This window comes from Candidatus Zixiibacteriota bacterium, assembly GCA_034003725.1.
GTDB lineage: Bacteria > Zixibacteria > MSB-5A5 > GN15 > FEB-12 > WJMS01.
Genome location: JAVEYB010000016.1, coordinates 1 through 23,471, shown reverse-complemented (window position 1 = coordinate 23,471; position 23,471 = coordinate 1). Strand labels below are relative to the sequence as shown.

The 23,471-nt window shown below is 57.9% G+C and carries 19 protein-coding genes and 2 tRNA genes; 9 read left to right on the top strand and 12 right to left on the bottom strand.

The features are described 5' to 3' along the window. Nucleotides 1-43: 43 nt before the first annotated feature. The 3 genes from RBT76_14420 to RBT76_14410 all read right to left on the bottom strand — a co-directional run bounded on the left by RBT76_14420 (nucleotide 44) and on the right by RBT76_14410 (nucleotide 6,247). Complete coding sequence (locus RBT76_14420) at nucleotides 44-2,062, bottom strand: ATP-binding protein (GenBank protein MDX9858977.1); 2,019 nt, start codon at nucleotides 2,060-2,062, stop codon at nucleotides 44-46. Nucleotides 2,063-2,116: 54 nt separating this feature from the next. Beyond that, complete coding sequence (locus RBT76_14415; GenBank protein MDX9858976.1) at nucleotides 2,117-4,087, bottom strand: ATP-binding protein; 1,971 nt, start codon at nucleotides 4,085-4,087, stop codon at nucleotides 2,117-2,119. Nucleotides 4,088-4,774: 687 nt separating this feature from the next. Further along, complete coding sequence (locus RBT76_14410) at nucleotides 4,775-6,247, bottom strand: hypothetical protein (GenBank protein MDX9858975.1); 1,473 nt, start codon at nucleotides 6,245-6,247, stop codon at nucleotides 4,775-4,777. A gap of 355 nt (nucleotides 6,248-6,602) precedes the next feature. Between RBT76_14410 and RBT76_14405 the strand changes: the two genes are divergently transcribed. The 3 genes from RBT76_14405 to RBT76_14395 all read left to right on the top strand — a co-directional run bounded on the left by RBT76_14405 (nucleotide 6,603) and on the right by RBT76_14395 (nucleotide 11,079). Then, nucleotides 6,603-8,693 carry a tetratricopeptide repeat protein gene (locus RBT76_14405; GenBank protein MDX9858974.1) on the top strand — a complete coding sequence of 697 codons (2,091 nt, stop codon included), beginning with the start codon at nucleotides 6,603-6,605 and terminating at the stop codon, nucleotides 8,691-8,693. Nucleotides 8,694-8,698: 5 nt separating this feature from the next. Further along, the gene (locus RBT76_14400) at nucleotides 8,699-8,992 is read left to right on the top strand and encodes a hypothetical protein (GenBank protein MDX9858973.1); all 294 of its coding nucleotides are present in this window, start codon (nucleotides 8,699-8,701) and stop codon (nucleotides 8,990-8,992) included. Between the two features lie 158 nt (nucleotides 8,993-9,150). Continuing rightward, nucleotides 9,151-11,079, top strand: coding sequence for a S9 family peptidase (locus tag RBT76_14395; protein ID MDX9858972.1), 1,929 nt, complete (start codon nucleotides 9,151-9,153; stop codon nucleotides 11,077-11,079). Between the two features lie 126 nt (nucleotides 11,080-11,205). Here the strand turns inward: RBT76_14395 and RBT76_14390 are convergent, their stop codons facing one another. Then, nucleotides 11,206-11,697, bottom strand: a complete 492-nt coding sequence (locus RBT76_14390; GenBank protein MDX9858971.1) for an SPOR domain-containing protein — start codon at nucleotides 11,695-11,697, stop codon at nucleotides 11,206-11,208. A gap of 180 nt (nucleotides 11,698-11,877) precedes the next feature. Between RBT76_14390 and RBT76_14385 the strand changes: the two genes are divergently transcribed. Both RBT76_14385 and RBT76_14380 read left to right on the top strand, forming a co-directional pair. Beyond that, nucleotides 11,878-12,867 (top strand): cysteine synthase family protein, encoded by a 990-nt coding sequence (locus tag RBT76_14385; GenBank protein ID MDX9858970.1) that lies wholly within the window; start codon nucleotides 11,878-11,880, stop codon nucleotides 12,865-12,867. Next, a complete protein-coding gene (locus RBT76_14380; GenBank protein MDX9858969.1) occupies nucleotides 12,864-13,544 on the top strand; it encodes a DUF1573 domain-containing protein in 681 nt (226 codons plus the stop codon). Before RBT76_14385 ends, RBT76_14380 begins: the two co-directional genes overlap by 4 nt. Nucleotides 13,545-13,767: 223 nt before the next feature. Here RBT76_14380 and RBT76_14375 read toward each other — a convergent pair whose 3' ends face one another. From RBT76_14375 to RBT76_14365, 3 genes are all read right to left on the bottom strand, one after another. After that, the gene (locus tag RBT76_14375) at nucleotides 13,768-13,953 is read right to left on the bottom strand and encodes a 4Fe-4S binding protein (protein ID MDX9858968.1); all 186 of its coding nucleotides are present in this window, start codon (nucleotides 13,951-13,953) and stop codon (nucleotides 13,768-13,770) included. A 539-nt stretch (nucleotides 13,954-14,492) separates the two neighbouring features. Continuing rightward, nucleotides 14,493-14,564, bottom strand: a tRNA-Cys gene (locus RBT76_14370). 12 nt (nucleotides 14,565-14,576) lie between these two features. After that, nucleotides 14,577-14,649, bottom strand: a tRNA-Gly gene (locus RBT76_14365). 216 nt (nucleotides 14,650-14,865) lie between these two features. On the opposite strand from RBT76_14365, the gene RBT76_14360 reads away from it, so the two are divergent. Both RBT76_14360 and RBT76_14355 read left to right on the top strand, forming a co-directional pair. Next, on the top strand, nucleotides 14,866-15,666 hold the full coding sequence (locus tag RBT76_14360) for a response regulator (protein ID MDX9858967.1): 801 nt from the start codon (nucleotides 14,866-14,868) through the stop codon (nucleotides 15,664-15,666). Between the two features lie 299 nt (nucleotides 15,667-15,965). Beyond that, complete coding sequence (locus RBT76_14355; protein MDX9858966.1) at nucleotides 15,966-16,526, top strand: response regulator; 561 nt, start codon at nucleotides 15,966-15,968, stop codon at nucleotides 16,524-16,526. Here RBT76_14355 and glgA read toward each other — a convergent pair. The 5 genes from glgA to RBT76_14330 form a co-directional block, all read right to left on the bottom strand. Then, nucleotides 16,515-18,023 carry a glycogen synthase GlgA gene (gene glgA / locus RBT76_14350; protein ID MDX9858965.1) on the bottom strand — a complete coding sequence of 503 codons (1,509 nt, stop codon included), beginning with the start codon at nucleotides 18,021-18,023 and terminating at the stop codon, nucleotides 16,515-16,517. The two genes, RBT76_14355 and glgA, sit on opposite strands and share 12 nt — an antisense overlap. Nucleotides 18,024-18,027: 4 nt before the next feature. After that, nucleotides 18,028-19,062, bottom strand: a complete 1,035-nt coding sequence (gene galT / locus RBT76_14345; GenBank protein MDX9858964.1) for a galactose-1-phosphate uridylyltransferase — start codon at nucleotides 19,060-19,062, stop codon at nucleotides 18,028-18,030. Nucleotides 19,063-19,149: 87 nt separating this feature from the next. Further along, complete coding sequence (locus RBT76_14340; protein ID MDX9858963.1) at nucleotides 19,150-20,430, bottom strand: putative sugar nucleotidyl transferase; 1,281 nt, start codon at nucleotides 20,428-20,430, stop codon at nucleotides 19,150-19,152. A gap of 134 nt (nucleotides 20,431-20,564) precedes the next feature. Further along, on the bottom strand, nucleotides 20,565-21,131 hold the full coding sequence (locus RBT76_14335) for a DJ-1/PfpI family protein (GenBank protein MDX9858962.1): 567 nt from the start codon (nucleotides 21,129-21,131) through the stop codon (nucleotides 20,565-20,567). 108 nt (nucleotides 21,132-21,239) lie between these two features. Next, on the bottom strand, nucleotides 21,240-21,647 hold the full coding sequence (locus tag RBT76_14330) for a hypothetical protein (protein ID MDX9858961.1): 408 nt from the start codon (nucleotides 21,645-21,647) through the stop codon (nucleotides 21,240-21,242). Between the two features lie 394 nt (nucleotides 21,648-22,041). On the opposite strand from RBT76_14330, the gene RBT76_14325 reads away from it, so the two are divergent. Beyond that, nucleotides 22,042-22,410 (top strand): VOC family protein, encoded by a 369-nt coding sequence (locus RBT76_14325; GenBank protein MDX9858960.1) that lies wholly within the window; start codon nucleotides 22,042-22,044, stop codon nucleotides 22,408-22,410. Between the two features lie 257 nt (nucleotides 22,411-22,667). Next, complete coding sequence (locus tag RBT76_14320) at nucleotides 22,668-23,027, top strand: STAS domain-containing protein (GenBank protein ID MDX9858959.1); 360 nt, start codon at nucleotides 22,668-22,670, stop codon at nucleotides 23,025-23,027. The last annotated feature ends 444 nt before the right edge of the window (nucleotides 23,028-23,471 follow it).

The window sequence follows — 23,471 nt, the reverse complement described above, 5'->3', positions numbered from 1 at the left end:
TCGGGGTCGCTTTTCTTTTGGCTCAGAGGCAGATGGCGAAGTATCACACCAGCGGAAGATCCAGGATGATCGCAGCGCCGCCCAGTTCTGAGGATTCAATCTTTACTTCGCCACCCAGCTCCGCTACGATCGCGTGTACTGTCGACAGTCCCAGCCCCGTTCCGCCGTCTTTGGTCGTGAAGTAAGGAGCGAACACCTGCTCACGCCGTTCTTTGGGAATGCCGGGGCCGGAATCCGCAAACACAATGCGTACTCGGCTGCCGCTTCGACTGGCTGAAATGCTGATTTGGCCCGGTCGACCGGCCAGTGCCTCTTTGGCATTGTTGTAGAGATTCAGAAATACCTGCTTGAGACGATCGACCTCGGACGGAACAGCGATCGTAGGATCCACGCTGACGTTGATTGCGATTCCGAGATTCTGCGCCTCCGGCGTGAGGAGTCGCACCGTCTCCTGGACTGCCGTCGCAAGATCGACCGGGGTCCGGGCAGGTTGATGCTCGCGCGCCAGCGCCAGGAATCGGGTGATGATGTCGTTGAGGCGGGTAGTCTCGTTGCGAATCGTACGGGTGAAGTCGCGGTAGGTCTCCACGCTCTCGGTAGGCGTGAACTCGGCAGCCAGTCGCTGGGCCGCGATAGAAATCGTATTGAGGGGATTTCGGATTTCGTGAGCCACGCCGGCGGCCAGATTTCCCAATTCGGATAGCCGCGCCCGTCGCATCGACTGCCGTTCGGCGTCTCGCAGGCGCGTCACATCGTACACCACCGCCACCATCGCGGCATTCCCCGCGCCTTCAAGCAGCGACCGTATAATCAGCAGATCCTGCTGCTCGCCGCGTCGCACGCGAGAAATCTCTGTCTCATCGACACTCAGGCCGCTTGACAAAAAAGCAGCCAACGCCAGCTTCTGATCGGCGACAACCCCATCCCATTGCCGAGTCACAGCTTCCCGAGTGTCAAAAATGTCCTCAAACGCGGCGTTGGCGAGCGTAATGTCGCCCTCACGAGTCACCGCCGCCACCCCCGTGCGCATCTCATCGAGCAGCTTGTCCGTGAGCGATTTCATTTCCGAATAGGCGGCACTCAATTCGCGCCGCCGGCGCCGGCTGTTCAGGTACAGAAGCGATAGGACGAGAAAAGCAAACGAACCCACGGCGAGCAGAACCATCCGCTGGTCGAAGCCCCGCGAAATGGAATAGTATTTGTCAAGCGATAGCCCCACACGAAACAACCCGATCGGATACTGCTCCGTCGCAAAAGGCCTGACCAGCTCCAGCACATTTTTGCCCTGGAATTCGTATACTCGGCTCGAGACCGTGTCGGTTTCGAGTGCTGCAATCAGAAACGGATCGGACTCTATCGCCAGCAGCGAGCCCGTGCTTCGCGACGAAAAGATGATTCCTTCGTGGGTGTGGTAAATGATATATTCGACGCCCTGCTCGCGGGCCATCCCCTGGACAAGGTAGCCGATTCCGGTGCGTTCCATCGCGCGCGAATGGTACTGGGCGGTTTCGACGATCACGATTGTTCGGTCGAGTCGGTTCGTCAGGGATATGTAGTAATGGACGGCGTCGTCGCCGGCTTGTTCCTGGTCGATGAGCAATACGAAGGGGACCTCGGGCTGCGCCATCAATTGCTCTACTTCCTGCGTCACCCAGGCGGGAGGTAATGGCCGGCCGCCTGCTTCGCTCGCCGCCGCCAGGAGTGTGGAGTCGTTTGCGTACACGAAGGCGGCATCAACGTCATATCGTCGTACGAATCGGAGTAACCGTCGATCGTCAAGTTCCTCCAGCGGCTCATCCGACAATGCCGTGACGAGTGCTGCATACCGCTCCTCGACCAGCCTGTCGAAAAACGTCCCGGCGACGATGGCGTTGTCGCAGGCGCGCGCCAGCGCCGCCGTAAATGCCTTCCCCTGGTCGACGAGGAGTTGATAACTGTCGCCGCGGCTGTCTCGAATACTGACGTAGGCAAGCGCGGCAACGGCAACAGCAATCACGACCACGGTGGATATGATGATACGTACCGGGATAGACGGCCCGGTCGTGAGTTCGGATTTCGTCATACAGCGAAACTATCCGGGCCGTTCAGCCGGAGCAAGAAAAAGTTGTGAAAAGCGTCAGGCGTCGCGCACACCGGCCGAAACGGAGGGAGTGTCTGCCCGGTACGACGCCGCAGCATGGCCCGCCCCAGTCCGTGCCCGCCTGACAGGAATTACCACCGAGAATACGCCCCCGTCACGATACTCGTAGCCAATGTCGCCACCGTGCATTTCGGCAATTTTCCGACAGGTGATCAAACCGATGCCGTGTCCTTTGGCCTTTGTCGTGAACCGGCGTTGGAACAGAAGCGGCAGTTTATCGGGTGCGACCCCGGGGCCCGTGTCGATCACCTCGATCCGCGCGTGGGGCGTGAGATTTCTCTCGACTGCTTCAGTGCGAATGGTGATCATCCTCTGTCCGGTGACGGACTGCATGGCGTCCGCAGCGTTGTACACGAAGTTGACTAGCAATTGCTGCAACTGGCCGGAATCAAGTTCCACCAACGACAGGTCGGAAGACAATTCCGAGCACAGCGTAATGTCATCGAATTTGTTCTGCGGCTTCAAGAAGGCAAGGATATTCGCCACGAGCTGATTGAGATCACAAGGCTCGATATTCGCCTCGTCCTGCGGTCCCTCCATAAGCCCGTCGGTGAATCGGGCAATCCGGTCCGCGGTGTCTCTCATGATGTTCAACTTCTTCTGTATGTTGGATTCATCGCCGGAACGCAGGACCATTGGCAGCAGTTCGATATTCCCGAGTAAAATCGACAGGTAGTTATTGATTTCGTGGGCAATGTCACCGGCCATCTCGCCCCGCGTGTAGTAGCGGTCGAGTCGAACCATCATGTCCTGGAAGCCTTTGCTCTCCGTGATGTCCTTGATGATGTAGATGTTTGCGGCGACCGAACCGTCCCTGCCCCGTGCCGTCCGGCTGATGACGTACGCCGGAAAGAAGTCGCCTCCCCTGCGTCGGCAGCGCGTCTCGAAAGCCATGCCGTCGTCGGAGACCTCCAGTCTCACGCGGCCGCCGGCCGACGAACCGGCAAACAACTCGTTGATGTTTTTGCCGACGGCATCGGACGCGCGATAGCTGAAATCTGCGCACGCCTGCCGGTTAAACAGCAGGATTTGGCCTGCAGGCGAGGTCACCACAATACAGAGCGGCGAACTCTCGACCAGCGTGCTGAAAAACAGCTGGGACTCGAGCAACGACATGTTGAGCTTTTTGAGGCGCCGGTTGTAGTCGGTGAGCTCCTGGCGGTTCTTCCAGAGCCGTCGGCTCATGACGTTGAATGACGTGGCAAGCTTGTCAAGCTCGTTGTCATCGAAGTTCTCCGCCATTACGAACATCTCCCCTTCGGCGGTCTTCTCAAGCCCCCGCAGCAACCGGTTGAGCGGCCACTGGAAACGCTTTCGAATCATCAGAACCATGAGAACCGATATCACGGTTGACGCGACGAACAGCACCACGAGGACAGTGGTCAGCTCTCTCTGACCCGAAAGCCCGAGGTCGTGTGGCGCGATACCGGCAACCAGCGCACGCCTTCCATCGGCGAGATCCACCCGGTACTGGTGGATAAGGTGGCCGTCGCCACGAAACGCGGTCGTGGCGAATCCTGCCGGCTGGTCCAGAAGAGCTTGCAGCCGAGCGCGATTGTTATTGGGCGAAAGGCCGACGTTCCACAGGCACTCTTCGGAGTCTTCGCCAAGAGTCTTCGCGACATACGGCGATCCTCCGGAATCGGCGGTATACAGAATGATCGCGGAGAATGCCATGTGCTCTGATCCGGATGGCGCGAGCAGCGAAGCAAGCGAGTCGGTTGCAGGAGGTGCTGACAGAGGGTCGACCGGTGCGACCTTGAGTGCGTCAGAGGTCGCTTCCAGGCGGTTGATCAGGCTTGCCACCCGTGCATCGAGTCGTGATGCCTCGTCGGGAACGTAAACCACCAGCGCCAGCGCGGCAAAGACGAAAACGACCTGAATCAGAATCAGAGAACTGAGACGGGTCAGAAAGCCTGGTTTGTTTTTACCCTCACGTGGCGACATCTATTTAGCCCTGCCCATTAAGACGTTTCCGTTCCTATCGACTCACGGAAAGTCCGTCTGAATGGCCCGATGAAAACGCATATCACCTTTTTCTGCAATCTGCTCGGAAATAGCACTCCGCGCGAACAGACCCGGTCAGTACTGAAACACGAAGATTTGAGTCCCCTGGGAGGCAAAAAAATAGGGAGTGGTGGAGGGGGGATGCCCGACTCTAACGTCAGGTGGCTGGTGAACCAGCGCACACCACTCCCTAGTCTTGAACTCGGGAGAATGAGATGTCTGCAGGCGGCAAATGCAAAGCACATGCCGACATACACCCGCAGAGCGATGTCATGCCATGGTTTAAGTATACTTCATAAGGCTATGCATTACAAGAGGAAAACATAATGCGCCAAATCGATGACTGGAAACGTGATACGATGCAGCCACCGGTCCGGCGACATTTGCGCAGACAATTGCACCATCTTGGTCCTACCGAAAGATGAGCGCACTCCTGATCGCGATTTTGGTAAGTACCTCGAATGCAGACGGCCCCGAGAGATCCACTTGAGGCATCTCGGAACCGGTGAGGGATCGGCATTCAACTGCGGCCCGCGCCAAGCCGCTTTCGCCCTGCAAAGTTCAGATTCCCTTCGGGACGGTCCAGCCGCCCCGAAAGATCACTTTTTCGCCTCTATGCTCTACGTCTTAGAATCGCTCGACTGTAACGGTTACCTTGGGGAAACCGACCAGATCACCCTGCGGGTTTGTCTGAGTCCAGTTACGCATGGTCACCGACACCTGATCGCCGGATACGTCGGCAAGGCTCGACGGCAACTCAGCAATCAGGACAACCAGCGGAAAGTTGGTGCTGTCAACCGGATAGTTCTCGGGCTCAAGCGTAATGAACACGGTCCCCTGGTTGCCCGACCCGAACGGCATCAGATTGACACTTGAGACTCCATAGGTCGCCTGCAATTCGGCGGTCTTAAGAAAGTCCTCACCCGGGAACGGCGGTATCTTGGGGCCGGCCGCGAAGGGATCGCTAAGATCACTCTCCGCAATCTGAGTGAAAGCGCCGGTCGTAAGCAAAGCCTGATCAGAATGCGGGAAGTAGCGACGCAGCGACGGCACGGCAAACCATGCCGGCACGGTCGCCCGATTTACCACCTGCGACGTTAGGTGCGGCGTCAGGACCCAGCCTTTATAGTGCCAGCCCATATCCGAGTAGTCGGGCAGATTGAAATCATCCTGGCTGAAGATATCCAGCGCAATTGACTTCGGTTGCTCCGTGTACGTGAACGAGAATTCAGCGATTTCATAAGGATCAGTGGTATCGATGATACTGTCGATCTGGAAGCGCATAAACACGTGGTAATTGGAATCGCTCCCGAGGGTCAGCGTGTCCTGCTGGAACAATCGCAGGGTCGAGTCCTTGCGTATGTTGGAGACTTCCCAGGGCACCGGCACAAACACCTGCTCTTTGGGAATCTCGTTTACAAAGTTCTTATCTTTAAACGTACTGTCGATATGCATAACCGGCGGGTCGCCGACGAAGCTCGTTTCAGCCACCAGGTAGGCCCGCTTCGGATACTCGGTCCGGACCGTGACGTTGACCGTATCGGGAGTATCATCATCGACCGCCCGGTAATTTGCAAACCACAGCCCGCGGCCGACCCCGGTCCTGCTGTCGTCTGACGGCGACTCCAAACAGAAGCGAGCCACGGCATTCTCCAGGCTGTCCATCCGGTTCGGAAACACCAGTTCTATCGGATTAGTATCGAGACTTGTAATTCGGTCGACCAGCATGATCGGGCCGGGGCTCTCCGGATCAGGATCGGTGGCCAATTCGACCGAGACAAACATCGTGGCGTACGAAAACAGATCGCCCTCTAAGGAGAAGTTGTTGGAGTCAGGGCGATTGGCGCCACTGAGGTCAAGGAACTTCTTGGTCGACACTTCGTATCCGAACTTGCCCAGCGAAATGGTGTCGCTCTCCGAGGCCACCCACAATTCGTAGATCATTCCGGTCGGAGTGTTTGGTAGCCTTTCAGCCGCCAGATAGATCTCCGTCTGCGAAATCCCCGTGTATATGTCATCGGCCTGCGTGCACCCCAGCAAACCGACTAGCGCAAGGACGGCAATACCTGCAAAAATCCGGTGAAAAATGCACCTCGGCATGAACTTCTTCCTCCTCACGGAACCCTTCGGACGGCTACCGAACACGTTGTGTCAATAAGGCCTGAGTATATACGACAACCTATGGAGTGTCAAGCCCTTATTTGTTACCGGCATATCACCTTAGAGACGTTTGGCCCGGCGTTTCCGCGTAAAGAAAACCACGATCCCGTCGATATTCTAGATATTAAATCGTCATAATAACTTAGCAGGGAAGTTGCCCGTGAACCCTTGTCCCAATTGTAACAGAGTACCGGAAGACCCTCAGGCCCGGTACTGCACGGAATGCGGGGCCCCGCTCTCTGATACCGATTCTTCGAACTCCTCCTCCGAAAAAGACACCGATCCGGATTTTATTGTGAGCGAGGCCAGCACACCCGACACCGAGATAGTCGGCACCGGCAGCAAGCTCGGACGACCCGACACCGATCTCGGTATCGAAACTCCTGACCAGCAGCTGCAGAGGCGCGCCGGCCCCCCCCAGAACGTCCCTGTCGCAAAAGACGAGGACAGCCTGATCGGGGACACCATGACGCCGTTCGCGTTCGAACCGGAGCCGTACGAACCTCCTCCCGCCGACCACGATATGTTCGGAGGCGCCGATCGACAACCCAATGAGCCTTCGGCCAAGGCTGACGAAGAGTCGGATCCCGACGCAATTCCCCGACTCTCTCAGGAAGAGGTCCAGGCTATCGAACGACGGATGTCCCAGACGGCAAACTACCTTTCTGATGACGAGAAGCGCCGCCTTATCGAGCAAATGGACAAGCTCGACCAGCCTTTCTCAAACACGCCCATCGTGCCACCAAAACGCCGGGAAGGCAAGGATGAAACCCCGGTGAAGCCGGAGGTGCCGCCGGCGCCGTTCGACGACTTGCGTCGCTCGGAAGCGTCCATGCGTCCTCCCCGTTACGCCTACTACTATCGCAACTGGATTCAGTTGAGCGGTCATCCGCACCTTCATGACGGCGACAACCTCACACTGGCGGAGAACTCCTTCGTGCTCAAAGCGAAGATGCTCAGCGCCAAGCTCGTCCTGCTGATCGGCGGACCGCTGGCTGCTCTTCTTCTCTTCGTGATCGCCGTGCAACTGGTCGGTCCGACCGGAGCCGGGGACGGCTCGATCGCCGGACTGGTGGTAGACGAGTATTCCCGTCCCTATATCCATGGCGCCCTCGTTCGACTCCCCGAACTCGGTAAGCACTACCAGGTTAACCCGGAGGGCTTTTTCGTAACCGATGCCCTGCCGTCCGGCACTCATCGCCTGGAATTTGTGATCGACGGAACGGTGATCGGAGCCGAGGACGCGACTGTCGCCGATGGACGAATCACGACCGTGACCCTCCGTCCCTCCGAGGATGTTGTGGAAGAACTGGCGCAGACCGAGGCAACGGCACAGTCGTCGGGCCGCAATGCAAACATGCAGCAGGCGACTTCCGTGAGGAACCCCGTCACCGCAGCTCAAACGCCGGCAAACACATCGAGCACCCCTTCTTCCGCGAAGCAAGGGACCGCTGGCGCAACGGCCGGGAAATCAAAGTCCGGAACACAAAAGAAACAAAGCGGGTCCGAATACGCCAAGCTGACTCTGAAGGCCAATGTTGACGGCGCGAAGCTCCTGCTTGACGGTGCGGTCGTTGGAGCCGGAAATCTCACGTTCTCGCGGCTCAGCCCCGGAAAACGCAAGTATTCCGTGACCGCCGACGGGTACCAGACGGCCAGCGGTACCGTCACCTTGACGCCGAATGAAACCAATCTGCTTGTCGTGGATCTGCAGCCGATGACACAGGCAAGCAAACAGGAGAGCTACGGCGCTGAAGACTTCTACTACTCGGGCGCTACTCTCATGCGCGAGGGTTCTCTCGAACAAGCATTGGAAGACCTTACAGAGGCCCTCCGTCTGGATCCGTCTTATACAGTGGCCTATGAAGCTCGCGGCGAAGCCTACCTCCAGCAACGAAGATTCAACCTGGCCCACGACGATTTTCTTCGTGCCGCCGAAATCTATCGGATGCGCAAGCAGTACAACTCGGCAATAACCGCCTTCAACAATGCGCTTAAGGCCGACGACCATTCAGTCGCAGCGCACATGGGGCGGGCCAGCCTCTTCGTCGCAAAAGGCGAATTACTTGCGGCAATTGCTGATTACGAGTCGGTGATTCGTGTCGATCGCGGTAATTTCGAAGCCTACTTCGGCCTCGGCGAAGCTCGCTATAAGCGCGGAAACTTCAAGGCCGCAATAGATCACTTCAAGGACGCGCGCTCGTTGCGGTCCAACGATCCGTTGGTCTACCAGTATCTCATGCTGTCCTATCTCGGAGACAATGACATCAAAAACGTCAATAAGAGCTATGAGAAATTCGTCGAAGTGGCGTCGCAGGAAGATGTCGATGCGATGCGCTCCGACTCCAAGTACGCTGCAGTTCTTAGAGTAGTCGAGAAAGAGTAGCTGACATGTCACGTAAGCTCAATTGCTGGGAGTTCAAGGATTGCGGTCGCCAGCGCGGCGGGCTTCTCTCCGGAACGCTCGGTGTGTGCCCCGTGGCGGCGGCGCTGGAGTTCGATGGGCTGAACGACGGACAGGCCGGCGGACGAGTCTGCTGGATGATTCGCCGTTGCCCGGTCACCGGCTCCGCGTTTCCTGCCGACGAACGGATGAGCGACTGCCATCAGTGCACCTTCTATCGCCGGGTCGCTCACGAAGAAGCGGGACAGCCGCACGCACCGCTGACGCCCGTGGAAGGCTGATTCAACTCCATCCTCCACTCCCCACAGTCTTCCGGGCCGGAGACATCCGGCCCGGTTTTTATTGCCCTCTCGCGCGGGACGGCGTATCATACTCGGCAACTATACCGCCGGCATGTACGTACGATACGAAGAGATAATTCATGCGTAAGGAGGAGCGAGTGAAACGAGTAACCAAACGCGGCCTGAGCACCCTTCTGATCGTCGCCCTAGTCGCAGCGGGCGTAACCTCTCAGACAACCATGAAGAAAGAGTCGCTGCTGGCCAACGGAACGTACGTTCCCGACATCGCGACATTCATGCAGATCGGCGCGTGTTCGCCGGCCGGCTTTTCCTGGGACGGAGAGCAGGTGTTCTTCGGGTCATCGATGTCCGGCGCCCACCAGTATTATCGCCTCACCGATGAAGGATGGCCTTATCAGCTGACGGCGTTCGAAGACGGCACTGACTTCTTCACCCTGAGTTACGGCGGCGACTTCGCGATAGTCGGCGCTTCGGTCGGCGGTTCGGAACAGTCGCAGCTGTATCTCATGGACACACAGACAGGACGGGTAGTGCCGCTGACGAATTACGATAAGGTCCAGTTCGGATCGGTGGTCTGGGCCAAGGACGACAAGTCCATCTTCTATCGGTCCAACGAAGAAAACGGCCGCGATTTCTTCATCTACCGCATGGACATCACCAACGGACAGGCGGAGAAGATCTTCGGTGATACGACCGGCGGTGTTACCGGTTACAACGCCATCATGGACCTGTCCCAGGACGGTCAGAAACTGATCATCGGAAACTTCACGTCCAACGTTAACAACGACCTTTATCTGCTGGACCTGACGACCGGACAGCACCAGAAGATAACCGAAGACACCGAAGACATCATGTACAGCTCGGTGACCCTCATGCCGGACAACAAGACGATATGGATCGTCAGCAACGGCAATCCTGAGGGGATCTCTCGACTCGGAAAGATGAAGCTCGGTTCGCCCGAGATTGAATTCGCGAACGACGGATGGCTCGACCCCAACTGGGAAATCGAGGGGGTCGGCTTCTCGCGCGACTACAAGTACATGGTCGGCTTGCAGAACGAAGACGGGTATGTTCGTCTTCACCTGCGCGAAGTGGAAACCATGCGTGAACTCCCCTCTCCCCCGCTTGAAGGCATTGTCGGCGGCGGTTACTTCGATCAGAACGGCAACCTCCTGCTGTCGTTCACCGGACCGACCCGCGCGCCCGATGTCTGGAAGTGGAATCCGCACACGGAAGAACTGACACAACTGACCTTCTCCATGTACGCGGGCATCGACCGCGAGATATTCCGGGAACCGACACTCATCAAGTACACAACCTTCGACAGCCTCGAGATCCCGGCATTCCTGTACCTTCCGCCCGACTATGTCGAAGGAACCGCGATTCCGTTCATAGTCGACGCACACGGCGGTCCGGAGGGACAGTTCCAGCCGTATTTCATTCGCAACGTGCAGTATCTCCTGTTGAACGGCTACGGCGTCCTCGCTCCCAACCCTCGGGGCTCATCGGGCTACGGTCGCACGTTTCTGAATCTCGACAATTACAAGAACCGAAAGAATTCGCTGAAGGACTACAAAGCCGGTGTCGACTGGCTGATCTCCAACGGATATACAAGGCAGGGGATGATCGGAATCCGGGGCGGATCGTATGGCGGGTACGTGGTCATGGGCATGATCACGGAATACCCGGAACTGTTTTCGGCGGCCGTCAACGAAGTGGGCATCGTGAACTTCGTCTCGTTCCTTGAGAACACCGCTCCGTACCGCCGGGCGCTCCGCGAGGCGGAATATGGCCCGCTGTCGGATCCGGAATTCCTGCGCGAAATCTCACCGATAAACAAAGCCGACCAGATCGAAACGCCGCTGCTCGTTGTACATGGCGTAAACGACCCGAGAGTACCGATCGGCGAGGCGCGCCAGATTATCGCCACGCTGCAGGAACTTGGACGGCCGGTTGATTCGCTGATCTTCCCCGACGAAGGTCATGGCGCAAGTAAACGCGTCAACATCATTGCCGAGTACCGCAAGCAGGTAGAATTCTTCAATACGTATCTCCGTAAGGAATAACACGATTTGCGCTGATGGCAAAAGAAAGGCCGGACCGACGTCGTGTCGGTCCGGCCGTTTTCGTTTCGAATTGCCGGCAGCGTCTGCGTCTGCACCGGCCGATTCGGTCGCGAATCGGGGGCAATTTTACAGTCGATGGTCGATCCAGGCGTCTACTGAGTATCTATCCGCTAATTCCCGTTTTACCTGCTGGGCTTCCGACAGCGAGCCGTACCACCCAAGTCGGACGCGGAAGAATATGCCGCCGTCGGGAGCCGTGTACGTCACGACCCACGGCTGGTAACCCCGCTTCATGTAACGGTCAACGAGGGACTCAGCGTAATCGGAAGAGGGGCAACTGGCAACCTGAACGGCATAACCGGATCCGGCAGGCTGGCTCGGCAATCCAACCGGCATGGATTCCTCCTGAGGTATCGCCTCCGGGCGGCTTGTTGCCGACGGAGCCGTATCGGTGGGCCGGGTGGCCGGTACACCGTCGCCCGATACTCCGGTATCGGCCTGCTGTTCGCCGCCCAGCATCTCCTGCTCAAGTCGCTGCGCCTCTTCTTTCTTGTCGTCGGAGCATCCGGTGGCCAGGCCGATAACGGCGCAGGCCGCAAGAATCATCAGTAGTCTCATTACACCTCCCACGCGCCCGGGATGGCCCCGCTGACGCGCGCTTTGTACGTCTACTCTTTTGTTCGATATAAGACCCGCTGACGCCGGCTTGTCAACTTAAAAGAGCCTCATTTCCACCCAATTAAATATTGAATTGGACTGCTGATTTGTATAACATGTGGTCCTATTCGAGAGGTATCAATGCGAGTCCATGATAATATCGGCGAGCTGGTGGGTAACACTCCCATGGTTCGGCTGCGCACCGGCATTCCGAACGGCGTTCAGGCCTACGTCAAGCTGGAGTTCTTTAATCCGACGGGTTCCATAAAGGACCGGATGACCATGCACATCATTCGCAAGGCTATCCGGTCCGGCCAAATCGGCCCCGGCGACACAGTCATCGACAATACGTCCGGCAACACCGGCTCGGCGCTGGCGATGGCGGCTTCACTGTTCGGATTGAAGGCCATCCTGGTCACGCCGGAGAAAACAAGCCAGGAAAAAGTCGACCTGATCCGTTCGTATGGCGCCGAAGTGATTGTCACGCCGACCGAAGCATCACACGACGACCCCAACGGCTGTTACATGGTCGCACGGCGACTGGCGAAGGAGAACGGCTATTTTGATTTGGACCAGTATAACAGCCAGGACAATGTCGAATCGCACTACGTCTCGACCGGACCCGAGATTTGGGAAGATACCGACGGTCTGGTTACGCACTTCGTCGCCGGCATCGGCACGGGTGGGACTTTCTCCGGGGCCGCAAGGTTCTTGAAGGAACACAACCCCAAAATCCGCTGCATCGCCGTAGACCCGGAAGGATCGATATTCACTGAATATATCAAGTCGAAAAAGGTCACTGAGGGGTACACGTATAAGGTCGAAGGGATCGGCTCCGACGTCGTGACCCGGGCCCTGCACACGGATACGATCGATGAAGTCATCACGGTGTCGGATAAGGAGTCTTTCAACCGCGCTCGCCTCATCGCCCGGACCGAGGGCATATCCGGCGGCGGGTCGTCAGGGGCCGTCGCGATCGCCATGGAACGAGTCGCGCAGGATGTCGCACCCGACGCATTTATCGTCGGTATCTTTGCGGATGCAGGTATTCGATACCTGAGCAAGTGCTACAATGACGCGTGGATGAAACAGCACGGCTATTTACCGACAGCCGAAGGAATTGAATCGTGAAGCGCCTGATTCTGGTCGGAATGACCGTTGTTACCCTTGCGATCAGCCGCCCGTCCCTGGCGGGTATCGAGTACACCGACCTGTCATACGACTTCGGTCACGTGGCGCTCGACTTCACCGTCATTGCCACCTACACGTTGTACAACACGGGACCCGATCCCGTGAGTATCGACTCCGTCCGGGTCAACTGCGACTGCTCACAGGCGTTCGCCATCGATTCGCTGTTGCAGCCCGGCGATACGACCACCGTACGCCTCTCGTTCACGACCACAAACTTCTTCGGACCAAACAACAAGCAGCTGACGGTATACACCTCGGATCCCAAGCACCCCAAAATCAACTTGTTCTATCTTTCCGTTGTCGGGCAATGGCTGAACGGCATCAAGCCCGACCCATACGCGGTGTTCTTTCTGCCCCCCCACAAGCGGAAGGAGATCGTCATCCCGAACGTGAAGTTCGATCGAATCGAGATTGCGCTCGCCGGTCAGGTAGACACGCTCTATGACGTCAAGGTCACCCGCCCGCGCGCGCGCAAGGGCGAAAGTGTCGCCGCCGAAATTGTGCCTCGACCCGGACTTCGCGGCGGCACCTATTACAGCAACCTGCGCCTGCAGATCATTCCCTCGGATGGGGACTCAGTCTATCTGACAATTCCTGTGAAGATCGTGCGGTATTGATTAGCTTCCGGTCGGCCGCGACAAAAGCGCTTGACAAATATAGTCACAGCTTCTACGTTTCTGAGACACGAGGGTGTCTCTCTGCTGTCCCTGGGTAGTTTCCTAGCCCCCTCTACCCAACCAGACGAGCGCCCTCTTTTATTGTCTCGTGCCGCTGACAGTTTGCTTGGTAATAAAAAAGCCGCCCGGCGGGCGGCTTTGGTGTTTTAGCGAAACGGCAGGGTTAAGCCTTCTCGATGCAGTCGACCGGGCAGACGGCAACGCAGTGTGGTCCGTCGTCCTGATCCTCGCACTCGTTGCACGTGTCCGGATTGATCACGTAGATGTCGCCCTCAGAGATAGACTCCGTCGGGCATTCCGGCAGGCACAGGCCGCACGCGGTGCATTCATCGGTGATCTTCATAGCCATAACAGAAATCCTCCAAGCTAAACAATAACGCGGACCTCATGGTCATTTCGCAATGGCGCCAATATACACTGATTATACGGATCGACAAGCACAAATGTAGTCTTGATGTGGTGTAACCGAAAAAAATACATGAGGTTGCACGGATAAATCCGTACTCGAACGTAAGATTTTACCCACCCGGATCACAGCGGTTTGCGGCATCAGCCTCAGTTTGCCAATGAAGAGATCATCCAGAACAATAAGACCAATCCGCCAACCGCGGTCAGGGCCACGAAAACCCAGTTCAAGGCATGAAATACTCTTCGAATGATGGGACCTCTTTCGGATCGTCACGTCAGTCAGGAAGCTCGACTGCGCCTCGTCATTGGTGTGCATTTCCGAGGTAGCCGCAAGATGCGCAATGCCTCGGGCTGCCGGGCAAGCCGGCAGCGAAACCGGAGCATAGATAAACATGACCTATATTGTCAAGACAATTTGCATCGTTGGATTGAGGGTCGGATGAGGGGGATTAGAAGCGCTCGTCGACAAGTGTACAAAAAAGGCGCCACCCGGATTCGAACCGGGGAATAAGGGTTTTGCAGACCCCTGCCTTACCACTTGGCTATGGCGCCCCAAAAGAAAAAAGCGGGAAACGAGACTCGAACTCGCGACAGCCACCTTGGCAAGGTGGTGCTCTACCAACTGAGCTATTCCCGCTTATCCATCCCCTGCCTCGACAGGTGGATATAATATATGCGGGCCGTATTGGTTGTCAATAGCTTTGACGCAAATTTAATCGAATCAAGTGCTTACGGCGATGAACCGTGGCTCACCCTCTGCCGGGCTTGGTTCAGACCGTTAATAGATCGGGGTCAGAGTCCGATATCAGTCTAGACAGAGCGTCGCGGACAATAACGACACAAAATCACGACAATGGACCAGGACCTCCACAGCAAAGTCAAGGCCCTCGTAGTGCACCGGGAACCCGACGGTCAGAAGGAACTCGGCTCCGCCCTGGTGCGACTTGGGTGTGAGGTGGCCGTTGCCCCCAACGCTCGGGCCGCGGCCCGGCTGCTGGAAACCGACCCGGATATTGACGTCCTGTTTGCCGATATGCAGCTCCCCCAGGACCAGGGCCCGGAGTTGCTCAAAGCCACGCGTCTGAACCCTCGGCTTCAGCGCATCCCCGTGATAATGACCTGTGAGGACTGCGACGTCTCTACTGTCACTTCCTGCCTGAATCAGGCTGCCACCGCTGTGTTGAAGTTGCCGACCGATGATGGTACCCTCAGGGACAAACTTGAGCAGGCCCTGGCTGCCGGTAAACCGATGGTCCTCGTGGTGGACGATGAAGACGTAATTCGCGACATCCTCGCGTCCCTGCTCAGACTCGAACGATTTCGCGTGGTTACGGCCGCCAACGGAAAAGAGGCGCTCGCGGCGCTGGAGGAACGGCGGGTCGACGCCGTGGTGTCCGATATCCTGATGCCGTCTATGAACGGCCTCGACCTTCTGGTGGCCATCAAGGAGCAGCACCACGACATACCCGTAATCCTGATCACGGGACATGCGGGCAAATACAAGCCGGCGGATCTGATTGCTGCAGGCGCCGACGGGTACTTCACGAAGCCATTCAAGAACACGGAGCTGACAGCCGCGCTCAGGGCCGTCCTGAAAAACAGCAGCCGAAAACAGCTCCCGACGCCCAGGAGCAAGCCCGTTCCAGAAACATAATAGGTCATCAGTCACACCACGGGGACACAAGACAACCAGGTTGGCTCAAGCAGGACACTGCGCACGACAAACCCAATACGGCCCAGATTGTCATCACGGCCAGGGAAGAAGCAGGACTCATCCCGAGTCATCGTGAATCCTGCGGATATAAGGTCGTTTTTGCTTGCAGCGAGAAGCAGGCGCTGAAGGAACTCAATGAGAACACACACAACGATATCGAGTCCTGTTTCGTCTGCGCAAAGCTTCCCCAGGATGGTTTTCGTACTCTCCTGACCAGTACTCCACGCAATCCGCGTCTGATGTTCATACCGCTGATCGCGCTCTGCCGTTCGTGCGAGTCCCGTGACACCTTTGCAGCCATGCAGGCCGGAGCCACCTCCGCCATCACCCCGTCAATCAGTATCGATGACTTTCGAGACCGTGTGCATCAGGCGATTGCCGTGGGAAGTAGAACCGTGCTGGTGGTCGATGATGAGGTCATGATTCTCGACATCCTCGAGCAGTCATTGCAGCGCGAGCGCTTCGGGGTAATCACCGCAACGTCGGTGGACCAGGCTATTCAGTACCTGGAGTCTACACGCGTCCATGCCGTCGTGAGCGACATGCTGATGCCGGGGCGAAACAGCTTCGGGCTGCTCGTCGAAGTGAAAGAGCGTTTCCCCCACATCCCGGTGATCATTATCACCGGTTACTCCGGCCGCTTCTCCCCCAAGGACTGCATCGCGGCCGGCGCCGATGCCTACTGCACGAAACCGTTCAAGAATGCGGAAATCGTCCGGACTCTGCGGGCGGTACTGGCCCGATCGGAGAGTCGAGTGAGCGGGTCGCCGGTCTCGCCGGCGCTTCGATCAGGTAGCTGACCGGGAAGAGTCGGGAAGTGCCTGGCGAATTGCCACCTCGACGAACAGCTGTTCGTACTTCGCGGCAGATCGTTTCCACGAAAAATCCTGTCGCATACCGTTTTTCATCAAGCGGGTCCAGAGCCGACGCCGGGGATAGAGACTGACCGCACGCGACAGCACCGCCATCATGGCATCGGCCGTATATTCGTCGAAAAGGAATCCGGTCCCCTTCCCTGTCGATTCGTCGAAGTCCTGCACCGTGTCTGCCAGTCCGCCGACACGCCGCACTACGGGGACCGTCCCGTACTTCAGTGAGTACATCTGGTTCAATCCACAGGGCTCGTAGCGCGACGGCATGAGGAAAATGTCCGCCGCGGCTTCGATATGATGTGACAGCTGATTGTCAAAGGTCAGCCAGGCCTTGCACCTGTCCGGGTATCGTCGCTGAAGATCCGTCAGGAATTGGTGGTACTTCTTGTCTCCCGTTCCCAATACGACCAGCTGGATATCCATCGCCATCAGCCGCTCCGACGCTTCCTCCACGAGGTCCATGCCCTTCTGGTCGGCCAGTCGCGTTACCATGCCGATCAACGGCGCGTGCTCCCGGTGCGGCATGGCGGCGCGGTTGAGCAACTCAACCTTCGTCATGCGCTTGCCCGACAAATTGGCCGCATGGTAACGATAGGGTATCTCCTTGTCGCGCGACGGTGACCAAACGGTGTAGTCAACCCCATTCAGGATACCCACAAGATCGGCGCTTCGCTGGCGAAGCACACCCTCGAGTCCGTGTCCGAATTCATCCGAAGACTGAATCTCCGTCGCATACCGCTCCGAAACCGTGGTAATGCGATCCGACATCGAGATACCGCCCTTAAGAAAGTTCACGCCGCCGTAGAACTCCATCGCACCGGTCATCGAGTACATCAACTCGGCGGGAAGCTCCAGCAAGGCAAACCGATCGCCGTCGAACAAGCCCTGATACCCGAGGTTGTGGATGGTGAGGACGGTTGGAATTCCGATCCAGAACGGGTCATCGCGAAAGAGAGTCCGAAGATACACCGGTATCATCGCAGCCTGCCAATCGTGCACGTGTACGATATCCGGCTTCCAGTTCATCCTGCGACAGGTGTCGATCACTGCTCGCGAGAAAAACGCGAATCGCAGATCGTTGTCCGCGTACTCGGCGCCCGTGGCCGGGTCAACGTACAGCGACGGGCGGCCGAACAAATCGTCGTTGCCGACCAGCAGCGTTTCCAGTCTCAGCCGAGGCTCGGCGTGACGCCCGACCGTCACCTCACACGAACTCCCGCCCACTGTGATATCGAAGGCGTGAGTATCGGTACGCACACCGGCCCGATCGTCGTCTATCTGCCCGTACCACGGCAGGAAAACCTTCACCTCATGGCCGAGTCGGGCAAGCTCGCGCGGCAGCGCTGCCAGCACGTCGCCCAGTCCGCCCGTGCGGGCGAAGCCGGCGACCTCGGAGGACGCCATCAGGATTTTCATCGGTCTCATGAGACTACTTGGACTCGTGCTTGCCGACCGCGGCGGCCGCCGCTACATCGATCGAGCGCAGAAACGCCGCCGCTTCTTCCGGCGGCGTCGGATTGATGTAGAACCCGGTCCCCCACTCGAATCCGGCTACCTTCGTCAGTTTTGGAATAATCTCGATATGCCAGTGATACTGCCCACGATACTCGTTGGAACACGGCCGCGTATGCAGGATGTAATTGTACGGGGGGTTGTTTAACGCGATCTTCAATCTGATCAACGTATCCTTCAAACACCGGGCAAGCGTCTCGTAATCGCCGTCGGCCATGTTCAGGAAATGACCCTGGTGCGTCTTGGGCAAAATCCAGGTCTCAAAGGGAAACCGCGATGCGAACGGCTCAATCACCAGGAACGCATCATGATCGGACACCAGGCGCTCCTTCTGCGACAACTCCTGCCGGATGATGTCGCAGTAGATGCACCGCTCACGGAACTCGTAGTATCTCCGGGCCCCCTTCAGCTCTTCGTGAACGCGCTTCGGCACGATCGGCGTCGCGATCAGCTGGCTGTGGGCGTGTTCGAGCGACGCCCCCGCGGCCTGGCCGTGATTCTTGAATATGAGAATGTACTCGAATCTGGTATCGCGCTGCAGGTCGGTCATTCGTTCGCGGTACACCCACAGGACGTCGCGGATCTGCTGCACGCTCATCGATGCCATATCCTGATCGTGTACGGGGGTTTCGATGATCACTTCGTGCGCGCCGATCCCGTTCATGCGGTCGTATATGCCGTCCGGCGCCCGGTTCAGCGTTCCCTCTATCATTAACGCCGGGTATTTGTTGGAAATGACGCGGAGAGTCCATCCGGGCCGGTTGGGCTCGGAGTTGGGAGCGCGATACGCGCGCACCTCGGGCGGCGTCGCCGATTCATTGCCGGGACAGAACGGGCACTGTGCCGCTTCCAGAGGGTGCGAGACGGATTGAAATGCCGACGGCCGACGCCCACGCTCCGTGGAGATGATCACCCAGCGGCCGATAATAGGATCTTTGCGCAGTTCGGGCATGCAGTGTTCCTGTCGAATAAGCTTCAAAAATACAGGGGATCGCCGGCTGTGTCAACCAGCGATTGTGTCAACGTACAATCGCGGCCGTCACACAAGTACGAATACACCGTCACTCGACTCCGATTTGTCGAAGACGCTTTTCAATAGCGCGTGTTCTCGTTCGCTGAGTTCAACCCCGCGCCGTCGTGCGGTGCGCCGGGCAGTATCCATGGCCTTATCAAACTGATAGGTGTCGTATTTCTCCGAATTCCCCCAGCTGAACGACCCCACTTCCTTGTCCGTGATCAATGTGCCGCCGAATAAGTTGCAGCATACGCCGATTGTTATCCCGGTGTTCAACAGCGTGCCGATACCGGTCTTGGTGTGGTCGCCGATAAACGAACCCACCTTGATGGAACCGGTGTCTATCGACTCGCCGTTCACCGTGCACCTGATCGTCGAGTAATTGTTCTTGAGATCCGAATTGGTGGTCATCGCGCCGAAATTCACCCATGGACCCACGTAGCTGTGACCGATGAAGCCGGCGTGATACTTGTTCACATACGCGTGAAAGACCGATTCCTCAATCTCTCCCCCGATTCGACACGTGTGCCCGATTGAACATCCACTGAGTTTACCCGCCGCGACAACACAGTTCGGACCGATAAACGTCGGTCCGTAGACGGCCGCGTGAGACTCGATTCTCGTGTTCCCGCCGATGAACACGGGCCCATGCGAGGCATCGATAACCGCACCCGGCATCACCGAGACGCCGTCTCCGAGGTGGACCTGCTCCTTTTCCACGACATAGGCCCCGCTATGGACCGTGACATTGGAAGGTTTCGGCAGGCCGGGACGAATCGCGGCGAAGTCCGCGCTGACTTCTTTTTCGATATCCGCCATGATATCCCACAGGTGACTGTACAGTGTGGCAGTGGTATCGAAAACGGCGATCTGCTCTTTCTCGCGCTGGAAGATCGCGACGTACTCGGTCAACGTGCCGATAGTGGGGGCCGACTCCAGCGTCTCTGCGTCGAGCAACAGCCCTGCGCATTCTCCGCCGTTTTTGAATACCGTAGACAGTCGGCTTTGCCTGACGAGGTTCGGCAGGTCACCGAAATCTCGAACACGCCCGTTGATGAACAGCACCTTTCCCCCGGAAGGAGGCCGCTTGATGATATTGATCGGATAGTCGCGAACCTGTTCCGCCAGCAGGGGTGCAAGTTGATCGCGGCACAGCAGGCTCACCGTAGATCCTGCGAACATTCGTTCGATACGCTGGAAGAGCGGTACGATGCCTGCCCGGAGCAGATAGACCGGCCTGAGGTGCGTTAACGGGTGAAACCGGGCATAGGCTTCATCTTCGAAAATGCAAACGTGCAGCGACATCAGACGCCTCGGCTGTCAGGTTGATGAGCATACTCCGACTAATCGGCAGGTCGCGGCCCAGCCTCAAGCTCAATTGGAGTGAGTATGTACGCTTGGCGGTACGGGCGCAACAAGTATCTCGCCGGGGCGGTGTTTCACGACCGGCTGATCTGCCACCGGGTCGCCCATGAGTCGGCGACCTTCTTTCCCTCCAAGTACTCGGCCAGCATCAGTCCCCAGAGAAGGGCTGCGCCCGGCCCCCTGCCGGTGATGATATGACCGTCAACGACGACCGGAACCGGTTGGACAACTGCGCCGGCGGCGGCCAACCGCGCGTTGAATCCCGGATCGCCGGTCGCCTTGATTCCTTTGAGAATGCCGGCTGCTTCGCCCAGGACGTGGGACGGTGAGGCGCAGATTGCGCCGACCAGTCTGGCGGCATCGTGGTGTCTGCGTACCAGTTCGATCACGCGGGTGTCGGCGGCGAGGGCAACGGCGTTTTTCGTACCGCCGGGCATGATGATGCCGTCATACAGACCGCGGTCGGTTTTGGATATCTCGGTGTCGGGCATGATGGTCGTTCCGTATGCCGCCGGTACCGGGCCGGTGCGCAGCGACGCGACCGTGACCTCCACGCCGCATCGGGTGAGAACATCGATCGGCGCAATCGCCTCTATATCTTCGAACCCCTCGGCCAGCATCATGAGCACGCGTTTGGCCATGTGTGCAAACCTCCATCCTGCGGTTCAAGCCCGATTACGGTAACGCAAGAGGGGCGCGATGCGCAAGGACAAAGGCGTGATTCCGGCAACGCAATAGGAACCAGAGGATTACACGCGGGCAATCAGTTCGCGCTCGAGAATCGCCAGCAGGCAGCCGATCAACGTCTCTTTTGAGAACTCGCCGCCGCTGATGAAGGAATCTTCGTTGAAGGGCATTTCGTCCTTGAACGGGCGCCGGGAGAGGACGTAGACCGTCAGGCTGTACGCCTTCTTCTCGGGGCGGACCAGCATCAGATAGCGGTTTTCAGCCGTGTAGAGGTTCAGTTTGAGGGAATCGAAGGTTTGGTCGGCCAGTGACCACGGTTCGGATCGCATCGGCTCGATATAATCGGCCCACCCGTCGGTAGTCGGCGACGCCGGGGCCTGGATGAGCTCCAGCCACTGCACAAGACGGTCCTTGAGCTCGGCCAGTTCGGGGCTGAGTTTCAATTCAGAGGGTGTCGCTGCAGGGCTCACGATGGATTCCTCCTGGTGTAACGATCCTGTGTTCAATATCGGCCCCCGGACAGCGGTTCTTGAGGACGCTTTCCCGGAGCGGCCTTGGCAGACCCCTACCGGCCGTGCCGGACCCCGTCCGGCCGAGCCGGACCCTTACCGGCCGTGCCGGACCCCGTCCGGCCGAGCCGGACCCTTACCGGCCATGCCGCACCCTTACCGGCCATGCCGCACCCAAACCAGCCGTGCCGGACCCTGTCCCGGAGGCGCCGGCCCGGCGCAAAATGCACGGCCCGGCATTCGGTGTGAAACCAATGTGATTGTCAATCGTAGACTAAGTTAGTACAATATCCGGTGTCGGGCGGGACGCCGGTCCGGGCCAGCCCGCGGATAACCGACTAACGGAGGACTGACGATGTCACGAGTCATTCATTTCGAGATTCATGTCGACGACACGGAGCGGGCCAACAAGTTTTACAGCGGGGTGTTCGGCTGGCAGTTTCAGAAGTGGGACGGGCCCGCCGATTACTGGCTGATCTCGACCGGCAACCAGGAGCAGCCGGGGATCAACGGCGGCATGATGAAGCGGCGCGATCCGGCCGGCTCCGTCTACAATACGATCGGGGTCCGGAATCTCGACGGTCATATGGAGAAAGTGGCTGCCGCCGGCGGGGAGATTGTCGTGCCGAAAATGCCCATCCCCCAGGTCGGCTGGCTGGCGTATTTCAAAGATACCGAAGGGAATATATTCGGTATGATGGAGCCCGATCCCGACGCACGGTAATTCCTCAATCCCGTTTCTCATACTTCTCCACATGGCGGCGGATGCGCTTCACACGCGTCCGCCGTCGAATTTGTGAAGTGATGGTGCAACTTTACATGAACATCGACTGTCCTGTTTCGTAGGCTAGACGGTAGGGGCAGTGACGGCGACCCGGGGCGCAGGGAGTGGGCCCACTCCGGTCGGCGGCACGGTACAGAGGCTGGATGTGTCTTGCGAGTCAGTCGGTGGCATGAAACCAGAACAAGAGGACAGGTAGCATGAAATTCACGGCTGACCTCACCAGCGACGTGGTGACGCTGAGTCTTTCGGGCAAGATTCTGGGCGAACCGCGTGAATCGGCGATGTTCCACGGCACGATTCACGAGTTTCTCGCGCTGAACAAACGGAACTTCATTGTCGACCTGGAGAAGGTCGAACGGATCAATTCGATCGGACTGGGCATGCTGATCGCAGGGTACACATCGGTGACGCGGGCCGAGGGCCGCTTCGTGCTGTGCAATTTCACCAACGTGGAATCGATCCTGACGGTCACGCGGGTGTTGCGCGTATTTGAGCACTGCGAGTCGCTGGCCGAAGCTCAGTGGCTTTTCTCCGATCACAACCAGAAGGTGAGTTGAAATGTGGGGCGGAGATGAATAGTCGTTCGACTGCCTGATTCGGACAATCCGGTAATCCTCCGAAACAAAAAAGTCGTCATACAAGCGTGACTCCCCGCGAGTTACGCGGAAATGGGTTTGTTTTGTCATTTTTAGGGGGTCCCATTTCCCCTCCCCTCCCACGAGAGGTTCGGGTAACGACTTACGGCTCCGGAACAGGTAAACATGAATGTCGGATATGTACGGCATCGTTTCCTCCTGCTACATAAGGGGGCGATGCCGTTTTTTCCATCGGGTTGGTAGGAAAAGTGCGGGAGCGCACGAGGGCCTGCGCGACACGCGTAAACTCCCCCAAACAGTAGACTGTCGTGAAGTAGAGCTTTTTGGCATATTACAGCCAGGAGGACTCTATGAAACGATCACGATTCAGTGAGACACAGATCGTCGGCATCCTCAGGGAAGCCG

Excerpts from the sequence above, each read along its gene's own strand:
- RBT76_14420 (MDX9858977.1), bottom strand. The coding sequence starts at position 2,062 with ATGACGAAATCCGAACTCACGACCGGGCCGTCTATCCCGGTACGTATC.
- RBT76_14415 (MDX9858976.1), bottom strand. The coding sequence starts at position 4,087 with ATGTCGCCACGTGAGGGTAAAAACAAACCAGGCTTTCTGACCCGTCTC.
- RBT76_14410 (MDX9858975.1), bottom strand. The coding sequence starts at position 6,247 with ATGCCGAGGTGCATTTTTCACCGGATTTTTGCAGGTATTGCCGTCCTT.
- RBT76_14400 (MDX9858973.1), top strand. The coding sequence starts at position 8,699 with ATGTCACGTAAGCTCAATTGCTGGGAGTTCAAGGATTGCGGTCGCCAG.
- RBT76_14390 (MDX9858971.1), bottom strand. The coding sequence starts at position 11,697 with ATGAGACTACTGATGATTCTTGCGGCCTGCGCCGTTATCGGCCTGGCC.
- RBT76_14385 (MDX9858970.1), top strand. The coding sequence starts at position 11,878 with ATGCGAGTCCATGATAATATCGGCGAGCTGGTGGGTAACACTCCCATG.
- RBT76_14375 (MDX9858968.1), bottom strand. The coding sequence starts at position 13,953 with ATGGCTATGAAGATCACCGATGAATGCACCGCGTGCGGCCTGTGCCTG.
- RBT76_14360 (MDX9858967.1), top strand. The coding sequence starts at position 14,866 with ATGGACCAGGACCTCCACAGCAAAGTCAAGGCCCTCGTAGTGCACCGG.
- RBT76_14355 (MDX9858966.1), top strand. The coding sequence starts at position 15,966 with ATGTTCATACCGCTGATCGCGCTCTGCCGTTCGTGCGAGTCCCGTGAC.
- glgA (MDX9858965.1), bottom strand. The coding sequence starts at position 18,023 with ATGAGACCGATGAAAATCCTGATGGCGTCCTCCGAGGTCGCCGGCTTC.
- galT (MDX9858964.1), bottom strand. The coding sequence starts at position 19,062 with ATGCCCGAACTGCGCAAAGATCCTATTATCGGCCGCTGGGTGATCATC.
- RBT76_14340 (MDX9858963.1), bottom strand. The coding sequence starts at position 20,430 with ATGTCGCTGCACGTTTGCATTTTCGAAGATGAAGCCTATGCCCGGTTT.
- RBT76_14335 (MDX9858962.1), bottom strand. The coding sequence starts at position 21,131 with ATGGCCAAACGCGTGCTCATGATGCTGGCCGAGGGGTTCGAAGATATA.
- RBT76_14325 (MDX9858960.1), top strand. The coding sequence starts at position 22,042 with ATGTCACGAGTCATTCATTTCGAGATTCATGTCGACGACACGGAGCGG.
- RBT76_14320 (MDX9858959.1), top strand. The coding sequence starts at position 22,668 with ATGAAATTCACGGCTGACCTCACCAGCGACGTGGTGACGCTGAGTCTT.